A 19,329-nucleotide genomic window follows, 5' to 3' on the forward strand; every position below is an offset into this window, starting at 1 on the left:
TTTGGCCGACAACCGTTTGATACTCCCAATTGGACAGCGCGTCTTGCTGCCTGGCCACTTCGATGCGCCGGTGATCTTGGAAGACGCCCGGCCACTCGGCGTAGATGACTCCGCCGGCTACGAGTGTCGGGTCCGGCTGCCCGACGGCACCCTCGAGGAAGCAGTCATCTCCCAGGCGGAAGCGGCCACGCTCTTCGGCACGGACCGGGAAGCGCCGACGGCGATCAAGCCCGCCGATGCGGAACGACTCCGACTGTTGATCGAGTCCGCCCGAATCCGGCTGGCCTACGCCCACGACCGCCAGTTCGCCGTGAGCCTCTCCGGCATCCGCACACTCCCTCACCAGATCGAGGCCGTCTACCAAGCCATGCTACCGCAGCCTCGCCTGCGCTTTCTCCTCGCCGACGACCCGGGGGCGGGCAAGACCATCATGGCCGGCCTGCTCATCAAGGAGCTCAAGCTCCGGGAGGCCATCGAACGGGTCCTGATCCTCTGCCCCGCGCCGCTCACGCCCCAGTGGCAAGACGAAATGCTCCGCTGGTTCGGGGAGTCCTTCGACATTATTTTTTCCGCCGTTGACCAGCAGCAGCTCACAAATCCGTGGCAGCGCTCCTCGCAGGTCATCTCCTCCATCGACTACGCAAAGCAGGATGATGTGCGTGAGCGCGTGTGGCAGCAGCGCTGGGACCTCGTCGTGGTGGACGAAGCCCATAAGTGCTCCGCGAGGACCGCATCGGGAGGGCAGGGGCGGGAGCCCAAGGTCGCCACGACCAAGCGGTACGACCTCGTCACGCGGCTCACCTCCCAGGCCGACCACGTGCTCCTTTTGACCGCAACCCCACACCACGGGGACGAGGACAAGTTTTCGCACTTCCTGCGGCTCATCGATCCCGACCTTTTCCCGGAACCGCATCGACTCGGGAAGCAAGCGACGTCGATTCGGGAGAGCGTGTTTCGCCTCGGCAAGGATTCACCATGGTGCCTGCGCCGTCTGAAAGAGGATCTCAAGGATCTCAACGGCAACCGCCTGTTTCCCGACCGGCACGCCAGGACCGTGACCTTTCACCTCAACAGCGAGGAGTACGCCCTCTACAAGTCGGTCACGGCATACATCAACGAGTTCATTCCTCAGCAGACGGGACAGCGACGGTCGTCTGCCGCGCTCACCCGCACCGTCCTCCAGCGACGCCTCGTGAGTTCGACCTGCGCCATCCACGAGTCGCTGAAGCGGCGCCTCAAGAAGCAGCAGGATCTGCTCGACGAGTTGGAGGGGCTCTCCCCGGCCCAGCGGGCCAAGCGCCTCGCCGCCCTTCAGGGACGGCTACCCGATGCGGAGCAAGAAGAGGATGACCTTGACGAGGAGGTCCGCGATCAGCTGGTCGACGAGTACACGGCAGCCCTCGAGCTGGAGCAGCTCCGTGCGGAGATCTCCGCCCTCAGGGAGTTGGTCGAGCAGGCCCGCAGGGTGCGGGAGCAGGCGAGCGATTCCAAGTTGGCCGCGTTGAAGAAGTGCCTCAGCGAGGCGCAGTTCGTCGAACTGAAAGACGGCCGAGGGAAACTCCTGGTCTTCACCGAACACCGCGACACGCTCAATTACGTCCGCGAGCATCTCGAGCGATGGGGGTTCACGACCTGCGAGATCCACGGCGGCATGAACCCCCACGAACGCAAGCAGGCGCAGGAACAGTTCCGGACCACCGCGCAAGTGTGTGTGGCGACCGAGGCGGCGGGCGAAGGGATCAACCTCCAATTCTGCCACCTCATGATCAACTACGACATGCCGTGGAACCCGACGCGCCTGGAGCAGCGCCTCGGCCGCATCCACCGCATCGGGCAGGACAGGGACGTCTACGCCTTCAACTTCGTGGCCACGGATTCCGAGGACGGGCAGCCCATCGTCGAGGGACGCATCCTGCATCGCCTCCTCGAGAAGCTGGACACGATGAACGAGGCCCTCGAAGGGCGCGTGTTCGACGTGATCGGCGAGGTGCTTTCGCTGAATGACGTCAACCTTCCCGACATGCTGCGAGAAGCGGCCTACGATCCGCGTCGGCTGGACGAGTACTTGGACCAGATCGACCGCATCGACCCGGCCAAGTTAAAGGAATACGAGAACGCCACGGGCATCGCGCTGGCTCGGAGCCACGTGGACTTCACGGGCTTTCAGCGCCGCAACCTGGAGGTCGAAGAAAAGCGGCTGATGCCACGGTATGTGGAGGCGCAGTTCATCGCGGCGGCTAAGGAAATCGGTCTTCGCGTGGAGCCACGGGCGGATGGCCTATGGCGCATCGAGCATGTCCTGGCCGACTTGCGGACTGAGCGGCTGCGGTCGGTTCAGCGCCTGGGAAAGGCCGACCCCTCGTACCGCAAGGTCACGTTCCACAAACACCACCTCGAGCAGTCCGCGCACGCGGACGCCGTCCTCATGGGACCCGGCCATCCCCTCTACGCGGCGCTTGACGAGATGCTCAACGAGAAGCTGGCGCCCCTCCAGGGAGGGATCGGGTTCTACGTGGATCCGATGACGACCGAGCCGTTCAGGCTCCACTTCTTTGAGATTTCCATCCGCGGCAAGGACTCGAAGGGCAATGACGTCCCGCTGCACGGAGAGCTCGTGGCCGTCCGCGAGCAGCGCGGGCACTTCGAGATCGTACCAAGCGATAGCCTGCTCAATCTCCCCCCTTACCCGAATCCCCCGGCCATGGCTGATCCCGTGGCAATCCAGGCAGCGTCCGACTATCTCAAGAGCACCTATCAGCTGGAATGCCGCGCCCGTTCCCAGGAGGAACGGCAGCACTTCGCCCGCATCCGCCGGGATTATTTGGAGCGGTCTTTCGATGTCCGGATCAAACGCGCCCAGGAACGCGCCATGCGGCTTCTTGCGGAAGCAGCCACGAAGTCGGAATTCAAGCTGGCGGCGGACGAGGCGCGCAAGCACGTGGAAGAACTGCAACGGCAGCGTGAGGAACGGATCAGCAGCCTGGGGAGGCTGGAAATCGCCCGAACGGGGCCTGTGCGGCATGTGGCCACGGCCATTGTGCTTGCGCCCGGCGCGGACACCGAAGCCCAGCTGGCGGATCTCGCGGACGAGCTCGACCCGAACATCCGAAGGAAGAGCGAGCTGGCCGCCGAGGACATGGTCGTGGTCGCCCTCAAGGAGGAGGGATTTCCCGAGGACCGCATCGAGCGCGTCGGTCACCTCAAGCTCGGCTTCGACGTGCGCGCACATCGGATTACGGACCAGGCGACAGGGGAGGTCTTCGTGAAGCGCATCGAGGTCAAGGGCCGGAGGCGCGGGCAGGCCGTCCGCCTCACCACGAACGAGTGGTACAAGGCCCAGCAGTTGGCGGAGACCTACTGGCTCTATGTCGTGTGGGATCCCCTTGGGCCGAACCCGGAGCTGGTCCGCATCCAGAATCCCGCCGCGCGCCTGGACCACGTCAAGCGCGAGATCGTGGCGGCGCGATTCTTTGAGATTCCTGCGGATGCGGTCGATCTTGTGGCCAAATCAGACCCCACCAGGAGGACGTAATGCCTAGAAGAGTTTTGAAGAACAAGCCGCTGGTCGAAGCCATCTTGGAGCTGAAGTGGGTGATACCCACATCAAAAGCGGGTGAAATCGAAGTAGATCCGCACTATCGGATCTTACTCGGCCGCTTCTCGGAGAGGGTGGAGCAGGACTATCCGTTTCATGAGCCTCTGCCAAGTGCTCAGATTCCCGACATGATGGCCGCACACATGGTACAGCACCGATTCCGGATCGGACAGGGGAAATGGCCTCTCATACAAATCGGTCCCGGGATCATGACGGTCAACGAAACTGAGGGATACATCTGGGACGACTTCAAGCGGCGCTGCGAGAAAGCTGTCAGGGATCTCTTCGATGCACACCCCGCGAAGCAGAGCTTTGCCCTACGAGATCTAGCTCTTCGATATATCGACGCAGTTGACGCGGACTTCACAAAAGAGAGCGTGTTCGATTTCCTCGATGAGAAGATGAAGACGAAAATCTCGCTTCCCGAGACATTGTTTGAGGGCGGACGGGTAAATAGGAATCCGACCGTGTTCAATTGGCAGGTGTCGTTCCAGCACGATGATCCCGGTGGGTTTCTTACCGTGCGCTTTGCTGTGGGGCAGCGGAATGGAAATCCTGCGTTGATATGGGAGACGATTGTACAAGCGTCGGGCGCCCAGATACCGCCAATTCCTGACGGGTTCTCCGCTTGGCTTAGCAAAGCCCACGACCTAACCGATGACTGGTTTTTCAAGCTGATCGAGGGTGATCTCGAAAGGAGGTTTTGCGGTGAGTAGCGATTTGGCAACTATCGATCTAAAGACCAGCTCGCTGCAAACAGACATATCCGCATCTGGTCACTGGAGTGAAAGCTTCGTCAAGCGGCCAGAGATGCCATGGGTGACCAACATGAGGGTACAGCTAGCCGGAATGCTCCTCGCCAATGCGACATCTCCAGCAACAGCAGCCCCAGATTACTGGTTCGTCGAGGGGCAGCGTCGTGGCACGTTGACCGCAGCATGGGTTGAAGGCGTTGTCGGCCGACGAATCACACGTTCGGAGGCGTTGCGAATCGCTGCGCAGATACTGCAACAAGCCGAACAGGAGCGATTAGAGTTCGCTGCGCGGGAGGCGGAGCGAGGCATTCAGTGGGAGGGAGGAGAATGATCTACGAGTATCCTGATCAAAACGCGCCGCTTCGTCAGGGTGACATATTTGTGGGCATCCCACGGATCGAGCTTTCGCTTCGCAGTGTGGTGCTCGCAGAGGCTGACGGAGAACGCGAGGCGAGATGGGAAGATGTGGCTGGTCGAAGCGATCCATTCAACATGATCGTGCCAGTCCGTCCGGTTGCGGCCATAATAGCGACGCAAGACTGCGATACCCTTCACAGCCGTGACATCACGCTCTGCGAGATTCGCAAATTCCGCGACGTCGAGCGAAAGAGTAAGGACACCTCTGCGGCGAAGAGCTGGAAGAACATTATCACCCAACAGGCGCGAATAAATCAGAAATGGTTTTATCTTCCGCCAGATGACAACATTGGGTTTTCGGAAAAGATGGGGGTCGATTTCCTCGTTACGCTTCGCGTGCCGAGAGCCGACCTCGAAGCGCTGCGATCCCTGAGGAAGGGCCGATTGAATGCGGTCGCCGATGAGCATTTTAGAGAGCGGATTGCTGACTTCTTCAGGCGCTACCCCTACGATGAGTGGTATCCCCTCAACAAGGAAGAGCTGCAGACCTACCTGGAAGAGTATCCCGATGCGATACCCTTCCCGTGGCAAACCACTGCAGAGGGCTCAGGAAACGGATCGACATGACAGACGACCGCAGGCTCATTGAGGACTACCTGCCCATCGAGGCCATCAGCGCCGAGGCCTCGCGGGAGAAGTCGGTGCGCAAGGGCCACATCTCGACGCTGCACCTCTGGTGGGCGCGGCGTCCCCTGGTCGCCTGCCGGGCGGCGGTGTACGGGGCGCTGGTGCCGGCGAGTCGGTTTCGCCCGGCGAATGGGCCCGAGGACAAGCGCGAAAGCCTGACCCGTGCCAACGCGGCGAAGTTCGTGGAGCGGCTCTGCCAGTACCCGGGCTCGCCGCAGACCATCGCCGAGGCGCAGAAGCACATCCTTGAAGCCCACGCCGAACGGCTCTCGGTCGAGACCGGAAAGCCGGTCACAGTCGACGACATCGTCGAAGGGCGGGCGCCAAGGCCCAAGGTGCTGGACATGTTCGCGGGGGGCGGCGCCATCCCACTCGAGGCGCTGCGGCTAGGGTGCGAGGCCTACGCGCTCGATCTCAACCCCGTCGCCCATATCATCGAGCTTTGCACGCTCGTCTACCCCCAGAAGTACGGGAAGCCGGACCCCAGCGCGCGAGGCATGACCGGACCCAAGAACGCCAGTGGCGAGACGACATGGGGTGGCCTGGCCAAAGAGGTCCGCTACTGGGGTGAGTGGGTCCTCACGAAGGTCAAGGCCGAGATCGGCGACCTTTACCCGTTGATCCCCGACCCAGCTGCAAAAGGCACGAAGCCGCTCCAGCAGGCGGAGATGTGGCAAGCGAAGGAAGACGTTCCGCCGGGGTACCTCGTGCCGGTCGCCTACCTCTGGACGCGCACCGTGCGCTGCAAGAACCCGACTTGCGGGGCGACCGTCCCGCTCGTGCGCCAGACGTGGCTGTGCAAAAAGAAGGACCGTTACGTGGCGCTCAAGATGGTGGCGCCCAAGGGCCACAAGCAGGTGCGCTTCGAGGTGGTCGAGAGCCACACTGAAAAAGGTCTCGGCTTCGATCCGGCAGGCTTCTCTAAGGGCGGCAACGCCACCTGCCCGTTCTGTGGGACGGTGGCGGACAGCGATTACGTGAAGGCCGAAGGACAGGCGGGACGCCTGTCGTCCCACCAGATGATGGCCATCGTCTGCACGAGGCCCGGTGAGAAAGGGAAGATTTACCTTTCCGCCGATGACTACCCCCAGTTCCGACCGGATGACGAGGCGATCCGCAAGCGTATCCAGGCGCTATGCCAGCGCACGGGGTTGACGGTGCCGAGCGAACTGATCGAAGCCAACCCCCGTTCAATGGATACGCAACATTTTGGCTTCGAGACATGGAGCGAGCTCTTCACCCCCCGCCAGATGCTCTGCCTGCTCAGCTTTGCCGCGGCGGTACGAGAGGCGGGAGAACAGGCGTCCCGCCTGTTACAGGACGTGATAGACAGCCGAGACGGCTGTCGTCCTTCTGAAGAGCGAGAGCGGGCGAAGGCGGTGGCAACGTGCCTTTGCCTTCCGTTGAACAAGCTCGCTGACCTGAATTGTACTCTCACGAGATGGAAGCTTGATGCTGAGCTGTGTGTCAATGCTTTTGGCCGACAGGCTCTTCCCATGGTTTGGGACTTTGCTGAGCAAGTACCTTATTCCGGGATTGGTGGTTCTTGGCAAAGCCAGCTTGAGCGGACAGTTGTAGGTTGGAATGACGTTTGGAGTTTGGATAAACCCGCCACCGTCACCCGCGGCTCGGCCACCGCGCTCCCCTGGCCCGCCGGTTCCTTCGACGCCGTCGTCACCGATCCGCCGTACTATGACAACGTCTCCTACTCGAATCTCTCGGACTTCTTCTACGTCTGGCTGAAGCGCACCATAGGCCACCTCTACCCGGAGCATTTCGCAGCGGAATGCACGCCGAAGAAGAACGAGATTATCGCAGCCTTCTACCGTCATGGTGGGAGCAAAGACAAAGCGCGCGCTACCTACGAGCAGATGATGGCCCAGTCGTTTGCCGAGGCGAACCGTGTCCTCAAATCCGGCGGCTCGATGGTTGTCGTTTATGCCCACAAAACAACCCTTGGCTGGTCCACGCTCGTGGATGCGCTCCGGCAGGCCGGGTTCACCGTCACCGAGGCCTGGCCGCTTGATACAGAGATGAAATCGCGACTCCTTGCCATGGAAACCGCGTCTCTGGCTTCCAGCATTTTCCTCGTCGCCAGAAAGCGTGACGGCGAAGGGACGGTCTCCTACGAAGACGAGGTTCACCCCGAGCTGGAGAGAATCGTCCGCGAGCGGGTGGATTCGCTCTGGAAGATGGGGATCACGGGCGCGGACCTCGTGATCGCGGCTGTCGGCGCGGGGCTCCGGGCCTACACCCGCTTCTCCCGGGTCGAGTACGCCAACGGCGAAGAGGTTCCGGCCGAGAAGTTCCTCGCCGAGGTGGAAGGGGTCGTCCTTGAAACGCTACTGGAGAAGATCTTCGGCATGCCGGGCAGCGGTGTGGCCGCCGTCGACGGGCCGAGCCGGTTCTACGTGCTCTGGCGCTACGCCTACAAGGCAGCCGAGATGGAGGCCGGCGAGGCCATCGTCTTCACCTACGGGCAGAACGTGGAGCTCGACGGCCAGAAGGGGCTTTCAACCAGACGCCATGCCCTGCTCGAAAAGAAGAAGGGGAAGTACCGACTGCGGGACTTTACGGAGCGGGGGAGGACGAGAAACTGGGCTTGCCGGAAGACGGAGGCGCGCCTGCCCCCCTCATCGACGCGCTCCACCGCATCCTGTGGCTCGTGGAGAACCAGCCCCGCAACCTGAACCGCTTCCTCGACGAGGCCCGGCCTGATCGAGAGCGCTTGCGTCTCGTGGCCCAAGCACTGGCGGGGACCGCCCTCGCGGGCAAGAAGGACGATGGCGCGGAACACACGGTTGCCACGACGGCCGCTGAGCAGGCGGCCCTGAAGAAGCTGGTCGCCAACTGGCGGACCTTGATAGACCAGCGGCTTGCGGCAGATGAGGGCACGCTCTTCGACACGGGGAGGAAGTAGGATGGGGGTCGAAGAATAACCATGCCTTACCAAGCCAGAATCGTCTGCCTCGCCAACTCGAGAAAGCCACCGTCCGGCCGCTGTGTGGCAGGACGCGAAGTGGCCAGTGGTGGGTTTGGCCGGTGGATTCGCCCAGTCAGCGCGCGGCCGACTCGCGAAGTCTCTGAAGAGGAGCGCAGGTATGAAGACGGGCGCGATGTCAGGATTCTTGACGTCGTCGAGGTTCCGCTGTTGCAGCACGAGCCAGAATGCCACCAGCATGAAAACCATGTGATCGATGCGGAACGCTACTGGCAGCTTGCCAGCCGGGTAACGTGGCGCGACATCCAAAACGCCGTTGAGGATCCTGCCGGTCCGCTGTGGCTCAACGGATACTCGAGCTCGAACGGGCTGAACGACCGAGTTCCCGAGAACGAGGCGGTCCGACTCACGCGATCCTTGTATCTGGTGCGGCCAGAGCGCCTTTCATTGGCGGTCGTAGCCGAAGGTGGAGATTTCGGACCACGGCGGCGTCGCGTGCGGGCCGAGTTTCAGCTTTGCGGACATTCCTATCGTCTCGTGGTCACAGATCCATGGATCGAACAGCGATTGCTTTCAGGTGGGCAAGTGCGAGGGATCGACGAGGCACTTGTATGCGTAAGCCTTGGGGAAGTCTTCCACGGCTACGCCTACAAGCTCGCGGCCACTGTGATCACCTCGGACCGTGCAGATGGTAAATCATGAACGACGTGCTCTACACCATCGGCCACTCGACACACACGGCGGAGAAGGTCATCGAACTCCTGCGGCAACATGGCGTTACCGCAGTGGCCGATGTGCGGTCTCAGCCGTACAGCCGGATGAATCCGCAGTTCAATCGGGAGCCGTTCAGCTCGCGGCTGAAGGATGCGGGGATTGCCTACGTGTTTCTCGGCCGGGAGCTTGGGGCGCGTTCCGAGGACCGATCCTGCTACGAGAACGGAAAGGTCCGATACGACCTCCTGGCACGTACGCCCCTCTTTGCGGCTGGGCTGGAACGTATCCTCCGCGGCATGAAGACGCAGACGATCGCGCTCATGTGCGCCGAAAAGGACCCGATCACTTGCCATCGCGCAATTCTGATTTGCCGACATCTCGCCAGCCGTGAAGTGGAGATCGCACATATCCTCGAAGATGGACGCCTCGAGAGCCAGGACGAAGCCGTTTTGCGTCTTCTTCGGGAGCTCGGACTTTCCGAGCCAGATCTTTTTCGGAGTCGTGATGAAGCGGTTGCCGAGGCCTATGCGCGACGTGGCGAGCAGATCGCGTATATGGAATCCTGGTCGACAGAAAAGCAGAAGAGCCGAGGAGTCGCTCGGTGAAGCTTTATACCATTGGGTTCACGAAGACCACAGCGGAGTCTTTTTTCACCCGGCTCACCAAGGCCGGCGTGAAGAAGGTCATTGACGTGCGGCTCAATAACGTTTCTCAGCTCGCCGCATTCGCCAAGAAAGACGATCTGCGGTATTTCCTGCGAGCCATCTGCGGGATCGAATACGAGCATAGGCCGGAACTGGCGCCGACCCAGGACATGCTGGACGAATACAAGAAGCGTCGCGGCGGGTGGGAACGATATGAGGATAGGTTCCTCAGATTGATGGCCGAACGCAGGATCGAGGAGACGGTTTCGCGCTCCGCGGTGGATGAAGCATGCCTGCTCTGCAGCGAGGACAAACCGCATCACTGCCATCGTCGGCTTGTCGCGGAGTATTTGAAGAAGAACTGGGGTGACCTGGAGATCATTCATCTATGAGAATTGGCAAGCTGGATCGGCCAGTTATGGAGGCACGCCCTTGAGCACCCGAGCCCTTCGCCCGTGGACCGATCTCGTGAAGTTGCACCCCGATGTCGAAGGAGGTGCGCTCACAGAGGCGGTCTTCGCCATCGATCTCGGGGCCATCGCCGCGGGCGATCCGAACGTCCCCGTTGTGAACCGCGACCCTGAGGCCTTCTTCCGCGCGACCTACCTGACGGCCGACCTGCAGAAGCTCCTCGAGGAGGTGCTGGCGTCGCTCGCCGGAAAGTCGGGCTACAACCGCGTCCTCAAGCTCCGAACCCCCTTCGGAGGAGGCAAGTCACACACCCTCGCGTCGCTCCTCCATGCCGCGCGAAAGCCGGAGGTCCTCGACGGCGTCCCCGAAGCGAAGGGCTTCGCCACGCCCAAGAACGTCGCCGTTGCCGTGTTCGATGGAGAGAAGTTCGACGCCCGCAACGGGAAGGAGCTCGACGGCGGCCGGACGATCCGTACGATGTGGGGTTGGATCGCCTGGCAAATCGACCCGGAGCGGGCGTTTCCCATCGTGGCGGACCACGACCAGGATCGCGTCGCGCCGGGCGGCGATGTAATCCGGGACCTCCTCTCCAAAGGGGCAGGTGGACGCCCGGTGCTCCTGCTGCTCGACGAGGTCCTGAAGTACATGGAGCGGGCGGCCGCTGTGAGCGTGCTCGACTCGACCCTCCAGCGGCAGGCCAAGGACTTCTTCCAGAACCTGACCGTCGAGGTCGCGGGGAGCACGAACGCGGCGCTCGTCTACTCGCTCACCTGGAGCGCCCGGGAGGCGTTGGGGAACGTCGCCTTGCTCGCCGAGATCGACAAGCTTGCCGCGCGCGTCGACCAGCTTCGGGAGCCGGTCACCGGGGACGAGATTCTACCAATCCTGCAGCGTCGGCTCCTCGGGGCTCCTCCGGACCCTATCGTCGCCACGGAGGTCGCGACCGCCTATCAAGATGTCGTCACAGGGATGAAGCGGGCCTATGCCGAAACGCCAGCCGACCGGCAGCAGGCCGAGGAGGAAGGACGTCTCCTGCGCGACCGGATGCGCGCCGCGTACCCGTTCCACCCCGCGCTGATCGACGTGATGAGGGAGAGGTGGACGGCCGTGGATGCCTTCCAGAGGACAAGGGGCGCGCTCCGCTTCCTCGCCTCCTGCATGCACTCGCTCAAGGCACACGGCGGTGCCCAGCCCCTCTTGGGACCCGGCGACGTGCCGCTCAAGGATGTGGATGTCCGGGTCAAGATGCTGAAGGAACTGGGCGTCCAGAACGACTACGACCCGGTGATCACCGCGGACATCGAGGGGCCGAACGCGCGGGCCAAGCGGATCGACGAGCGGATGGCGCGGGAGACGCCCGCGCTGGCGAGCGTGAAGCCGGCAACGCGCCTTGCCACCGCCATACTTCTGTACTCGTTCGGTGGCCTTCGGCGAGAAGGAGCCGGAGACTCGGAAACGCTTCCTCCGGGAGTGACCGAGAGCGAGCTCCTCGCGGCCTGCGTGGGGCCTGACTTGGACAACATCACGGCAACAGCGGTGCTGTCCGAGCTCCGCAACGCCTGCCTCTACCTCCACTATGACGGCGTCCGCTACTGCTTCAAGAAGGACCCCAACGTCACGAAGCTGATCGAGGACGCGGAGCAGACCGTCTCCCGCGAGGAGGCCCAGTCCAAAGGGCGCGGCCCCGTCCGAGACAAGATCAAGGAAATGCTCGACGCGCGGCTCGCGGGACACCACACGGCCGTCGTGTGGCCTGGGAAGAGCCAGGAGATCCCTGATGAAGATCCCCGCTTCCTGGTCGTCTACCTCCCGCTGGAGTTCGCGGGGGAGAGCAAGGCCGACCAGGAGCGTCTGGCCAAGGAGTACCTCTCGAAGCATGGCGATAAGCCCAGGCGCTACCGGAACGGTCTTGGGCTCGCCATCCCCGACAAGAGGCAGATCGAGGCGCTCCGTCGAGCGGTCCGCTACCTCCTCGCCATCGAGCGGGTGGACGCGAAGAAGCAACAATTGCGCTTGACCAAGGACCAGTTGGACCAGCTAAAAGAACGGAAGCGTACCGAGGAGGCTGCGGCGGAGTCCTGCTTCCGCGACCTGTACGCGGCGGTGTGGTTGCCGCGCGTCGAGAATGGGGGGATCGACGTCGAACGGGTGGAACGAGGGGGCCGGCCGCTTCAGGCTACCGGCATTCACGAACGGATCATGGAGCTCCTCACGAGTGTCGGGACTCCCCGCGTGCATGGCAGCGTCACGCCGCGAAAGATCGCGGATCGGGTGAAGCTGGGAGAGCCGGTTCCCCAAGGCGGGGCGCCCGTGCTGGGTCTCAAGGCGTCCGAGATCCTGGAATCCTTTTTCAGAGACATCGCTCCCCCGCGCCTGGAGTCTTCCGGCGTTCTTCGGAAGGCCATCGCCCGGGGAGTCACAGAAGGAACCTTCGCCTACACGAGCGGCCCGCAACCTGCCCTTGGCGCGGATGGAAAGTTCCAGGTGAGCCGCGATAAGGTCGTGGTCGGACGGGCCCTTGCCGAAGACGAGGTGGATTTCGAATCCGGCTTCCTGATGGTCCCTGGGGCCGTTCCTGATGCGGTGACCTCGCCGGGGGCTCCGCCGACCGTACCTGGCATGCCGGCTCCCACTCCCGGAACACCCACGCAACCTGCGGCTCCCGGCGGCGCTCCGGCCCCGATCCCGGGTGCGCCCGTCGCCGGACGGCAGAGCACCGTCCGCCTTGCCTTCAAGGCCACGAGAGACCAAATCTTCAAGGCGTTCCCGGCTATCGCCAACCTCGCCGACGAGTCGGATGAAGGCAAGGTCAAGGTGAATGTCGAAGGGACTTCTGCAAAGGGCTTCGACCCTTCATGGCTTCGCAACGCGGTCTACGAACCACTGGACGAGGCGGACATCGAGAAGCTCCCCGATGATCGATAGGCCTATGGGTCTAGGATCAAGCGATCTGCGGGATAGACCGCAAGATGTTGACCTGCTGTTGGTATTCAAGCTGCGGATGGAGCGACCGCTCTGTATGAAGAAGCTAGATCTGTACTGTTTTCCTTCACGCTGCCAGCGGGCCTGACCAATGCCAGATCAACGCTCTCCCTCGCATGACGATCGTTGGGGCGGACATGTGCCCTGGGCGCTTCGTTATCCCGTCATCTCGACCAGGGGAGACTATCGAACGTTCCTCACGATGCTAAGCGAGAGGTTGTATCAGTTGTTTCTGTACAACGAGTGCCAAATTTCAAACGTAAGCCATTTTGGCGCTCGCTTAGCTTCTGAGTCCCTGATGCGATACCGTCATGATGCAAAACCAGCGTTCGCTCTCAGGATCAAGACCTACTTTTCGCCTGAAACGCTAGATTGTGAGGCCAGGTCCAAGTCATACGAGGATCAGGAAGAACGAGAAGTCAATAGGCTTCAACGCGAATATAATCTCGTAGCAATTCCTGGACACGGGTACAATTCTGAGAAAGCCCAACAGCTTCACGGCGAATTGCAGATTGCTCAAATGAAAGCTTCCGTCTCGCGTACCTCACGCATCAAAGACCATTGGAATCAGTTACTCCCTGATCGTCTTGAGGTCCTGCAGTGTTTGCTATCTTTACTCGCCCAAGACGGACGCCATGAAGCTCTTGACTCATTCCAGCGTGACATTCGCCGTTTCATGGCGGACAGCGGCGTGCAGCTTAACATCAAGGGGAATCCACCCTTGATCCTACCGCTTGAAGAACCCTTGCTGCAGAAGGAAGTCCTTGACAAAGTTCTACCTCGATTGGAGGCAACATTCCCTGAAAGGGCAAGGGATCTGGGCAGCGCATACCACGACCTGCTTAAAGGAGTGGACACCAATACCGTATTCGGGAATGCCTTTAAAGCGCTCGAAGAACTTGCTCGCAACCTCACAGGTGATGGATCACTAAAGCTGAGTGATCGGGCAGCCCTTGAAAAGCACTTCCCGAAGCTACACGGAACCATCAGAGCATCCATCCTCAAGCTTGCTGGCCACAGGGGAGATGAAGGTGCACATGGGCGGAAAGGGCCTGACGAATGGGAAATCCGGTATCTGCTTCTGAGTATCTGTAACGTCGCCCTGCTACTGTTGGAGTACAAGGACCACTGTGGCTAAGTTCTCGCCATACCAGTCTGGCAGGGACGATTTAAGGGGTCGAGATTTAAGGGGTCGGGAGTCGTTTCTGAGGCGCGAGGAAGGGGAATAGGCTTACGCAAGGGGCGTGACAGGCGCTCAAGCGGCGGGAAGGCGACGATCACGGGCCTTGTGACTCGAAAAAGGTTCGAGCGCGCTGCAAGAGGGATCCGCTAAGTGCAAGACACGTGGCGGGTTTCTCCATCGGCCATCATGTACGACAAAACGACAAAGAAGCCGGCGGCGCAAGCGAAGTGCTGATGCGAGGGAAGAAACCACTGGAGGGTTTCTCCGCCCGCTACTGTTTACGATAAAGCGATAAAGAGCGGGCGGGAGGAGCGAAGCGACTGGTGGGACATAAAGGGTTGAGGACTTTATCCCGTCGGCAAGAGCAATCACATGGCCTCCGGGTCGAGCAAGCTCGGTTTGGTGGTCCCAACGGGATTCGAACCCGTGTCTGAGCCTTGAGAGGGCTCCGTCCTAGGCCAGGCTAGACGATGGGACCAGCAAAGCCGTGAACCGACTGAGTTGAATGACGAACGAAGTGTGGACGAGCGATTGCCTCTTACTTGCGCGACGGGGAGGCACAGTACCATACGCCTCGAACTGATTGCAAACCGTCGGCCGCGGCGGTCTGCCGTCGTTTCAGAACCCCGTTCACAGCCCGATCCTCCCTCTATAGAGGCACGATACCTACACCAGCGGTATTGTCCGCACTCAACTGTTCCCGCTAGGCTTCGCGATCGGGAAGCCGGACCCCTCCGGTCTCCATTCAATCCTTGTTACCGAGGAGCTGATCCATGAAACCGGTGTTTAATCCCGCGGCCGGATCGGGAGTTCTGTTGTGTGCGTTGAGCCTCACCCTGTTCGGCTGTTCGAGCGTTTCCCCCACCAAGGCTTCGCTCCGCTGCGGCAGTTCGCCCAAGATTCGCGTCACGGCTGCCAAACCGACTGTGTCCGTCTCGTATACCGAACCGACCACCGCTCTGGACGGTCGCCCTCTCACGTCGTTAGCCAAAACAACCATCTATGTCGATACCGGTGACGGGCCCGTCACCGCGAAAGACATCCCTGCCACTAGCCCTCGCGGCGGCGGCCACATATCGCAGACCATTACGATTCCGCTGAAGCAACAGGAGACCGTTGCGTCGATCTGTGTGACCGCGACCGATCGCCAGGGGAACGAAGGTCCTCCCACTCATCAGTGACGCACACTCCTCTCCCTGAAGCCCCGAAGCATGAACGCCCTGTGGAGCCCTGATCACAGACCCCGATCACGGGCTTGACTTCACTTTGAGAACGGCCTAGCCTTTGCGTGCCCGGCCCACTGCACGCGTGCCCGACCGAACCACTACACACACGCTAAGGCTATTCCGGCCGGACATCGAGAATGATCGGGAGGTCTTGTGGCCGAGAAGCTCGATCCCAGCGGGACGACTCCCGCGCGACCGCCTCAGGCCGTTGAAGCCAACAAGTCCAGGCCCTTGCTCGAGCTTAATATCGGCTCGAACGTCTTCCGCAACACGAACGGGGTCGTGAAACTCCAGGGCAAGGAGCAAATGGTCGTGGAGTTCCATCCCGAGGAGAATCAACTGCTGTTGACCATGGATTTTTATGACAGCGCGGGGAGCCATGTGGCCCATCTGCGACGAAACGCGTGGGCGTTCAATACGGCGAACCGATTCGCGCTCACGACCGGTCCGGCCTCGCTGGCCCTGTTCAACGGGCCGCTGTGGCTGAAAGTGTCCGACCGAGACAGCGGCGACGTCGTCCTCGAAGTCACGGTGACTCACAGCGGAAAAATCCAGATTCCGAACGGGAAGTTTTATACGCACAAAGGGCACCTCGTTCAGATCACCTCTCATTACTGCCGCGTCGTACCCGGCCTGACACTGTTCGGCGATGTGTTTGAAACGCGCGGCGGGGCTGCGTCGATCGGATAAGCCTTGGAACCGGAGAACGGTTGATCGGTCGACGGTACGCCGAGCAAGCGTCGGCTGACAAGAGAGTACGGTCTCTTAAGTCCTCGGGCCCAGGTTCTTGCCGTTGAGCACCAAGCGCAACCGCTCCTTTTGCGCCGGTTGTATCTGCAGAAACTCCAGCCCAAATTCTGCGGCCTTTGTCCACCGCACAATCGCCCGCTCGATCTTGAGCGGCCAGTGATAATCTGGCGGGTACACCCACGCCTCGACTTCGGTGCCGGCCGACAATTCGGTCTCGCATTCCACTCGACAGCCACCCCGGGACAAATCAAGAACTGTGCCTTCACCCTCGATCTCGCCGCCGGAAAAGAAGATACGGATCTGGGTCTTGAACCGGGGAGCTTTCCGATCCATCGTCGCCGCGCCTGTCGCAACGGGGTCTCCGCACGAGGAGCAAGGTGCGCCGCGCGCAAGGCGGCGGTCTTCACCCCATGCGGAAAGAGACGCCTCGTTTGACTTTGAGAAAGCGGGTCGTAGAATAGCACGTATGACGGAGATCGTGAAGCCCAGCGTGCAGGCGTTCTTGGTGTGTGACACCGTGATCGAGGACAGCCTGACCAAGAAAAAGAGCCTGATCGGTATTTTCACCCACCTCCAGGCGCTGGCCTTTCCGTTCCAACATCATCAGATGGGTCTCTACTTCTGCCTCACCGATGCGGAAGGCACCTATCACTTCGACATCGAACTCGTGTACCTCAATACCGAGCAGCTCGTCTGCCGCGCCGCGCTTCCAAACGTGTACATCGCGGATCGCCTCCAAATTTCCGACTTCGGCATCAACATCCCCTCGCTCGTCTTCCCGGCGCCCGGCCGCTATGAGTTCCGATTGCTCATGGAAGGCCATCTCATCGCCCAGAAAGACTTCAACGTCATCCAAATGCCCATGCCTCAGACCGTCTAATAAGAGTGCAGGGCTCTGCAGCGGCAGCAAGGCATTTTTCCTCTCGCCCTGTCTTATGGTACAAGTGATTGTCACGAGAGGCTTCCTCGCGCTGGCAGTGCCATAAGGAGATGCGTCCCGATCACATGAACATGCCGAATGCATCAGCGCCATCGGACTTCGTGCGCGCGATCGTCGCGCAGGATCTCAAGACCGGTAAACACGGCGGACGTGTGGTGACGCGTTTCCCGCCGGAGCCGAACGGGTATCTCCACATCGGTCACGCCAAGTCCATCTGCCTGAACTTCGGCGTCGCCAACGAGAACCCCGGCGGCGTCTGTCACTTGCGGTTCGACGACACGAATCCGACGACGGAGGATCCCGAGTACGTCCAGGCCATTCAGGAGGACGTGCGCTGGCTGGGATTCGACTGGCGGGATAAGATGTTCTTCGCCTCGGATTACTTCGAGCGGTTCTATGACTACGCCGTCCGCTTGATCAAGAAGGGCAAGGCCTACGTGGACAGCCTCACCGCGGACGAGATTCGGCAGTTCCGCGGCACTCTGACGGAACCCGGCAAGGACAGTCCCTACCGGAATCGATCCGTCGAGGAGAACCTCGATCTCTTCAGACGGATGCGCGCGGGAGAATTTCCGGACGGCGCCCATGTCCTCCGGGCCAAGATCGACATGGCCTCGCCCAACATCAACTTGCGCGATCCGGTGCTCTATCGCATCCGTCGGGCCAGACATTATCGGACCGGCGACGCCTGGTGCATCTATCCGACCTACGACTATGCCCATCCGCTTTCGGACGCGATCGAGGGCATTACGCATTCCATTTGCACGCTCGAGTTCGAGGACCACCGGCCATTGTATGACTGGGTCGTGGAACAGTGCGAGCCCCCGCACCGTCCGCGGCAGATCGAGTTCGCGCGGCTCAATCTCACGCATACGGTCATGAGCAAACGCAAGCTGTTGGATTTGGTGGAGCGGAAGCTCGTGAACGGCTGGGACGACCCTCGCCTCCCCACGCTCAAAGGATTGCGGCGGCGCGGCTATACCCCCGAGGCGATCCGCGCGTTCTGCGAACATATCGGCGTGGCGAAGCGGGACGCCACGCTGGAAGCGGGGTTGCTGGAACACTTTGTCCGCGAGGATCTCAACAAACGTGCGCCGCGCGTGATGGCCGTGCTGCGGCCCCTGCGGGTGGTGATCGACAACTACCCGGAGAACCGGGTCGAAGCATTGGGCGCGATCAATAATCCCGAAGACCCGTCTGCAGGGAGCAGAACGGTGCCGTTCTCGCGGGTCGTCTATATCGAACAGGACGATTTCCGGGAGGATCCGCCGAAGCAGTTCTTTCGCCTCGCGCCCGGACGCGAGGTCCGCCTCCGTTATGCCTACATCATCAAATGCACAGGCGTGGTGAAAGACGAACGCACCGGCCGAGCAATCGAACTGCGCTGCACGTACGATCCGGAGACCAAGAGCGGCATATCTCAGGAACAACGCAAGGTCAAAGCGACGATCCATTGGGTTTCTGCAGCCCACGCGATCGAGGCGGAAGTACGGCTGTACGATCACCTCTTCTCGAAGCCCGATCCGACCGACGTCCCGGAGGGCCAGGATTACACGGTGAACCTGAACCCGAACTCCCTGGAGCGACTCACCGCTTGTCGAGTCGAACCCAGCTTGAAAGACGCTTTGCCCGGCGCGCGATACCAATTCGAGCGGCTGGGCTACTTCTGCGTTGATCCGGACTCTACGGCAGACCGACTGGTCTTCAACCGCACAGTTACGCTCAAGGACACCTGGGCCAAGATCGAAAAGGCACAGAAGACCGGTTAACGCTCGACAGCTCTGAGGCTCCTCGTGCGGACGACCATCCAACTCGCCGTGCTTTTCTCTCTCGTTCTTGTTTCGGCGTGCGACACGACGCGCGAGCGCCTGATGAACGAACGGTATCCCGCCTATCCCGAGACCATTAAACGCGCCATCGACCGCGGTTTCCTGATCAACGGGATGGACCATGACCAGGTCTTTCTGACCCTCGGCGAACCGGTCTGCAAAAAGACCATCCAGCACAACGGCAGACCGGTAGAGGTCTGGCTCTATCCGCCAAGCGGAAAGAACCCCTGCACGACGGCGGAATTCAGAGTGTACTTTGAAGCCGGTGGCGTGACCGGCTGGCAGGCGGTGAAGGTGCCTTCGGAGGGAGGATAA

General features: G+C 61.2%; 17 protein-coding genes and 1 tRNA gene. 16 read left to right on the top strand and 2 right to left on the bottom strand.

Annotated elements, in window-relative coordinates:
- Positions 1-16: 16 nt before the first annotated feature.
- The 11 genes from AB1555_15110 to AB1555_15160 all read left to right on the top strand — a co-directional run bounded on the left by AB1555_15110 (position 17) and on the right by AB1555_15160 (position 14,224).
- Complete coding sequence (locus AB1555_15110) at positions 17-3,532, top strand: helicase-related protein (GenBank protein MEW6248027.1); 3,516 nt, start codon at positions 17-19, stop codon at positions 3,530-3,532.
- Positions 3,532-4,311 (top strand): TIGR04255 family protein, encoded by a 780-nt coding sequence (locus tag AB1555_15115; protein MEW6248028.1) that lies wholly within the window; start codon positions 3,532-3,534, stop codon positions 4,309-4,311. Before AB1555_15110 ends, AB1555_15115 begins: the two co-directional genes overlap by 1 nt.
- Complete coding sequence (locus tag AB1555_15120; protein MEW6248029.1) at positions 4,304-4,681, top strand: hypothetical protein; 378 nt, start codon at positions 4,304-4,306, stop codon at positions 4,679-4,681. Before AB1555_15115 ends, AB1555_15120 begins: the two co-directional genes overlap by 8 nt.
- A complete protein-coding gene (locus AB1555_15125) occupies positions 4,678-5,334 on the top strand; it encodes a hypothetical protein (protein ID MEW6248030.1) in 657 nt (218 codons plus the stop codon). Before AB1555_15120 ends, AB1555_15125 begins: the two co-directional genes overlap by 4 nt.
- Positions 5,331-8,084: a DUF1156 domain-containing protein gene (locus tag AB1555_15130; GenBank protein ID MEW6248031.1), complete on the top strand. Its 2,754-nt coding sequence runs from the start codon at positions 5,331-5,333 to the stop codon at positions 8,082-8,084. Before AB1555_15125 ends, AB1555_15130 begins: the two co-directional genes overlap by 4 nt.
- Complete coding sequence (locus tag AB1555_15135; GenBank protein MEW6248032.1) at positions 8,060-8,314, top strand: hypothetical protein; 255 nt, start codon at positions 8,060-8,062, stop codon at positions 8,312-8,314. The genes AB1555_15130 and AB1555_15135 overlap by 25 nt, the downstream gene beginning before the upstream one ends.
- A 21-nt stretch (positions 8,315-8,335) precedes the next feature.
- The gene (locus tag AB1555_15140; protein ID MEW6248033.1) at positions 8,336-9,037 is read left to right on the top strand and encodes a hypothetical protein; all 702 of its coding nucleotides are present in this window, start codon (positions 8,336-8,338) and stop codon (positions 9,035-9,037) included.
- A complete protein-coding gene (locus AB1555_15145) occupies positions 9,034-9,654 on the top strand; it encodes a DUF488 domain-containing protein (GenBank protein MEW6248034.1) in 621 nt (206 codons plus the stop codon). Before AB1555_15140 ends, AB1555_15145 begins: the two co-directional genes overlap by 4 nt.
- Positions 9,651-10,085 carry a DUF488 domain-containing protein gene (locus tag AB1555_15150; GenBank protein ID MEW6248035.1) on the top strand — a complete coding sequence of 145 codons (435 nt, stop codon included), beginning with the start codon at positions 9,651-9,653 and terminating at the stop codon, positions 10,083-10,085. Before AB1555_15145 ends, AB1555_15150 begins: the two co-directional genes overlap by 4 nt.
- A 40-nt stretch (positions 10,086-10,125) precedes the next feature.
- Positions 10,126-13,029, top strand: coding sequence for a DUF499 domain-containing protein (locus AB1555_15155; GenBank protein ID MEW6248036.1), 2,904 nt, complete (start codon positions 10,126-10,128; stop codon positions 13,027-13,029).
- Between the two features lie 355 nt (positions 13,030-13,384).
- Complete coding sequence (locus AB1555_15160) at positions 13,385-14,224, top strand: hypothetical protein (GenBank protein MEW6248037.1); 840 nt, start codon at positions 13,385-13,387, stop codon at positions 14,222-14,224.
- A 445-nt stretch (positions 14,225-14,669) separates the two neighbouring features.
- Here AB1555_15160 and AB1555_15165 read toward each other — a convergent pair.
- A tRNA-Glu gene (locus AB1555_15165) sits at positions 14,670-14,747 on the bottom strand.
- A 295-nt stretch (positions 14,748-15,042) separates the two neighbouring features.
- Between AB1555_15165 and AB1555_15170 the strand changes: the two genes are divergently transcribed.
- The gene (locus tag AB1555_15170) at positions 15,043-15,450 is read left to right on the top strand and encodes a hypothetical protein (GenBank protein MEW6248038.1); all 408 of its coding nucleotides are present in this window, start codon (positions 15,043-15,045) and stop codon (positions 15,448-15,450) included.
- 198 nt (positions 15,451-15,648) lie between these two features.
- Positions 15,649-16,185 carry a hypothetical protein gene (locus AB1555_15175; GenBank protein ID MEW6248039.1) on the top strand — a complete coding sequence of 179 codons (537 nt, stop codon included), beginning with the start codon at positions 15,649-15,651 and terminating at the stop codon, positions 16,183-16,185.
- A gap of 75 nt (positions 16,186-16,260) precedes the next feature.
- On the opposite strand, the gene AB1555_15180 is transcribed toward AB1555_15175, so the two are convergent.
- Positions 16,261-16,578, bottom strand: a complete 318-nt coding sequence (locus tag AB1555_15180; GenBank protein MEW6248040.1) for a PilZ domain-containing protein — start codon at positions 16,576-16,578, stop codon at positions 16,261-16,263.
- A 133-nt stretch (positions 16,579-16,711) separates the two neighbouring features.
- On the opposite strand from AB1555_15180, the gene AB1555_15185 reads away from it, so the two are divergent.
- The 3 genes from AB1555_15185 to AB1555_15195 all read left to right on the top strand — a co-directional run bounded on the left by AB1555_15185 (position 16,712) and on the right by AB1555_15195 (position 19,329).
- Positions 16,712-17,125 (top strand): hypothetical protein, encoded by a 414-nt coding sequence (locus tag AB1555_15185; GenBank protein MEW6248041.1) that lies wholly within the window; start codon positions 16,712-16,714, stop codon positions 17,123-17,125.
- Between the two features lie 131 nt (positions 17,126-17,256).
- Positions 17,257-18,954, top strand: a complete 1,698-nt coding sequence (locus AB1555_15190) for a glutamine--tRNA ligase/YqeY domain fusion protein (GenBank protein MEW6248042.1) — start codon at positions 17,257-17,259, stop codon at positions 18,952-18,954.
- A 24-nt stretch (positions 18,955-18,978) separates the two neighbouring features.
- Positions 18,979-19,329, top strand: a complete 351-nt coding sequence (locus tag AB1555_15195; protein ID MEW6248043.1) for a hypothetical protein — start codon at positions 18,979-18,981, stop codon at positions 19,327-19,329.

This window comes from Nitrospirota bacterium (assembly GCA_040755395.1).
Taxonomy (GTDB): Bacteria; Nitrospirota; Nitrospiria; order Nitrospirales; family Nitrospiraceae; genus DATLZU01.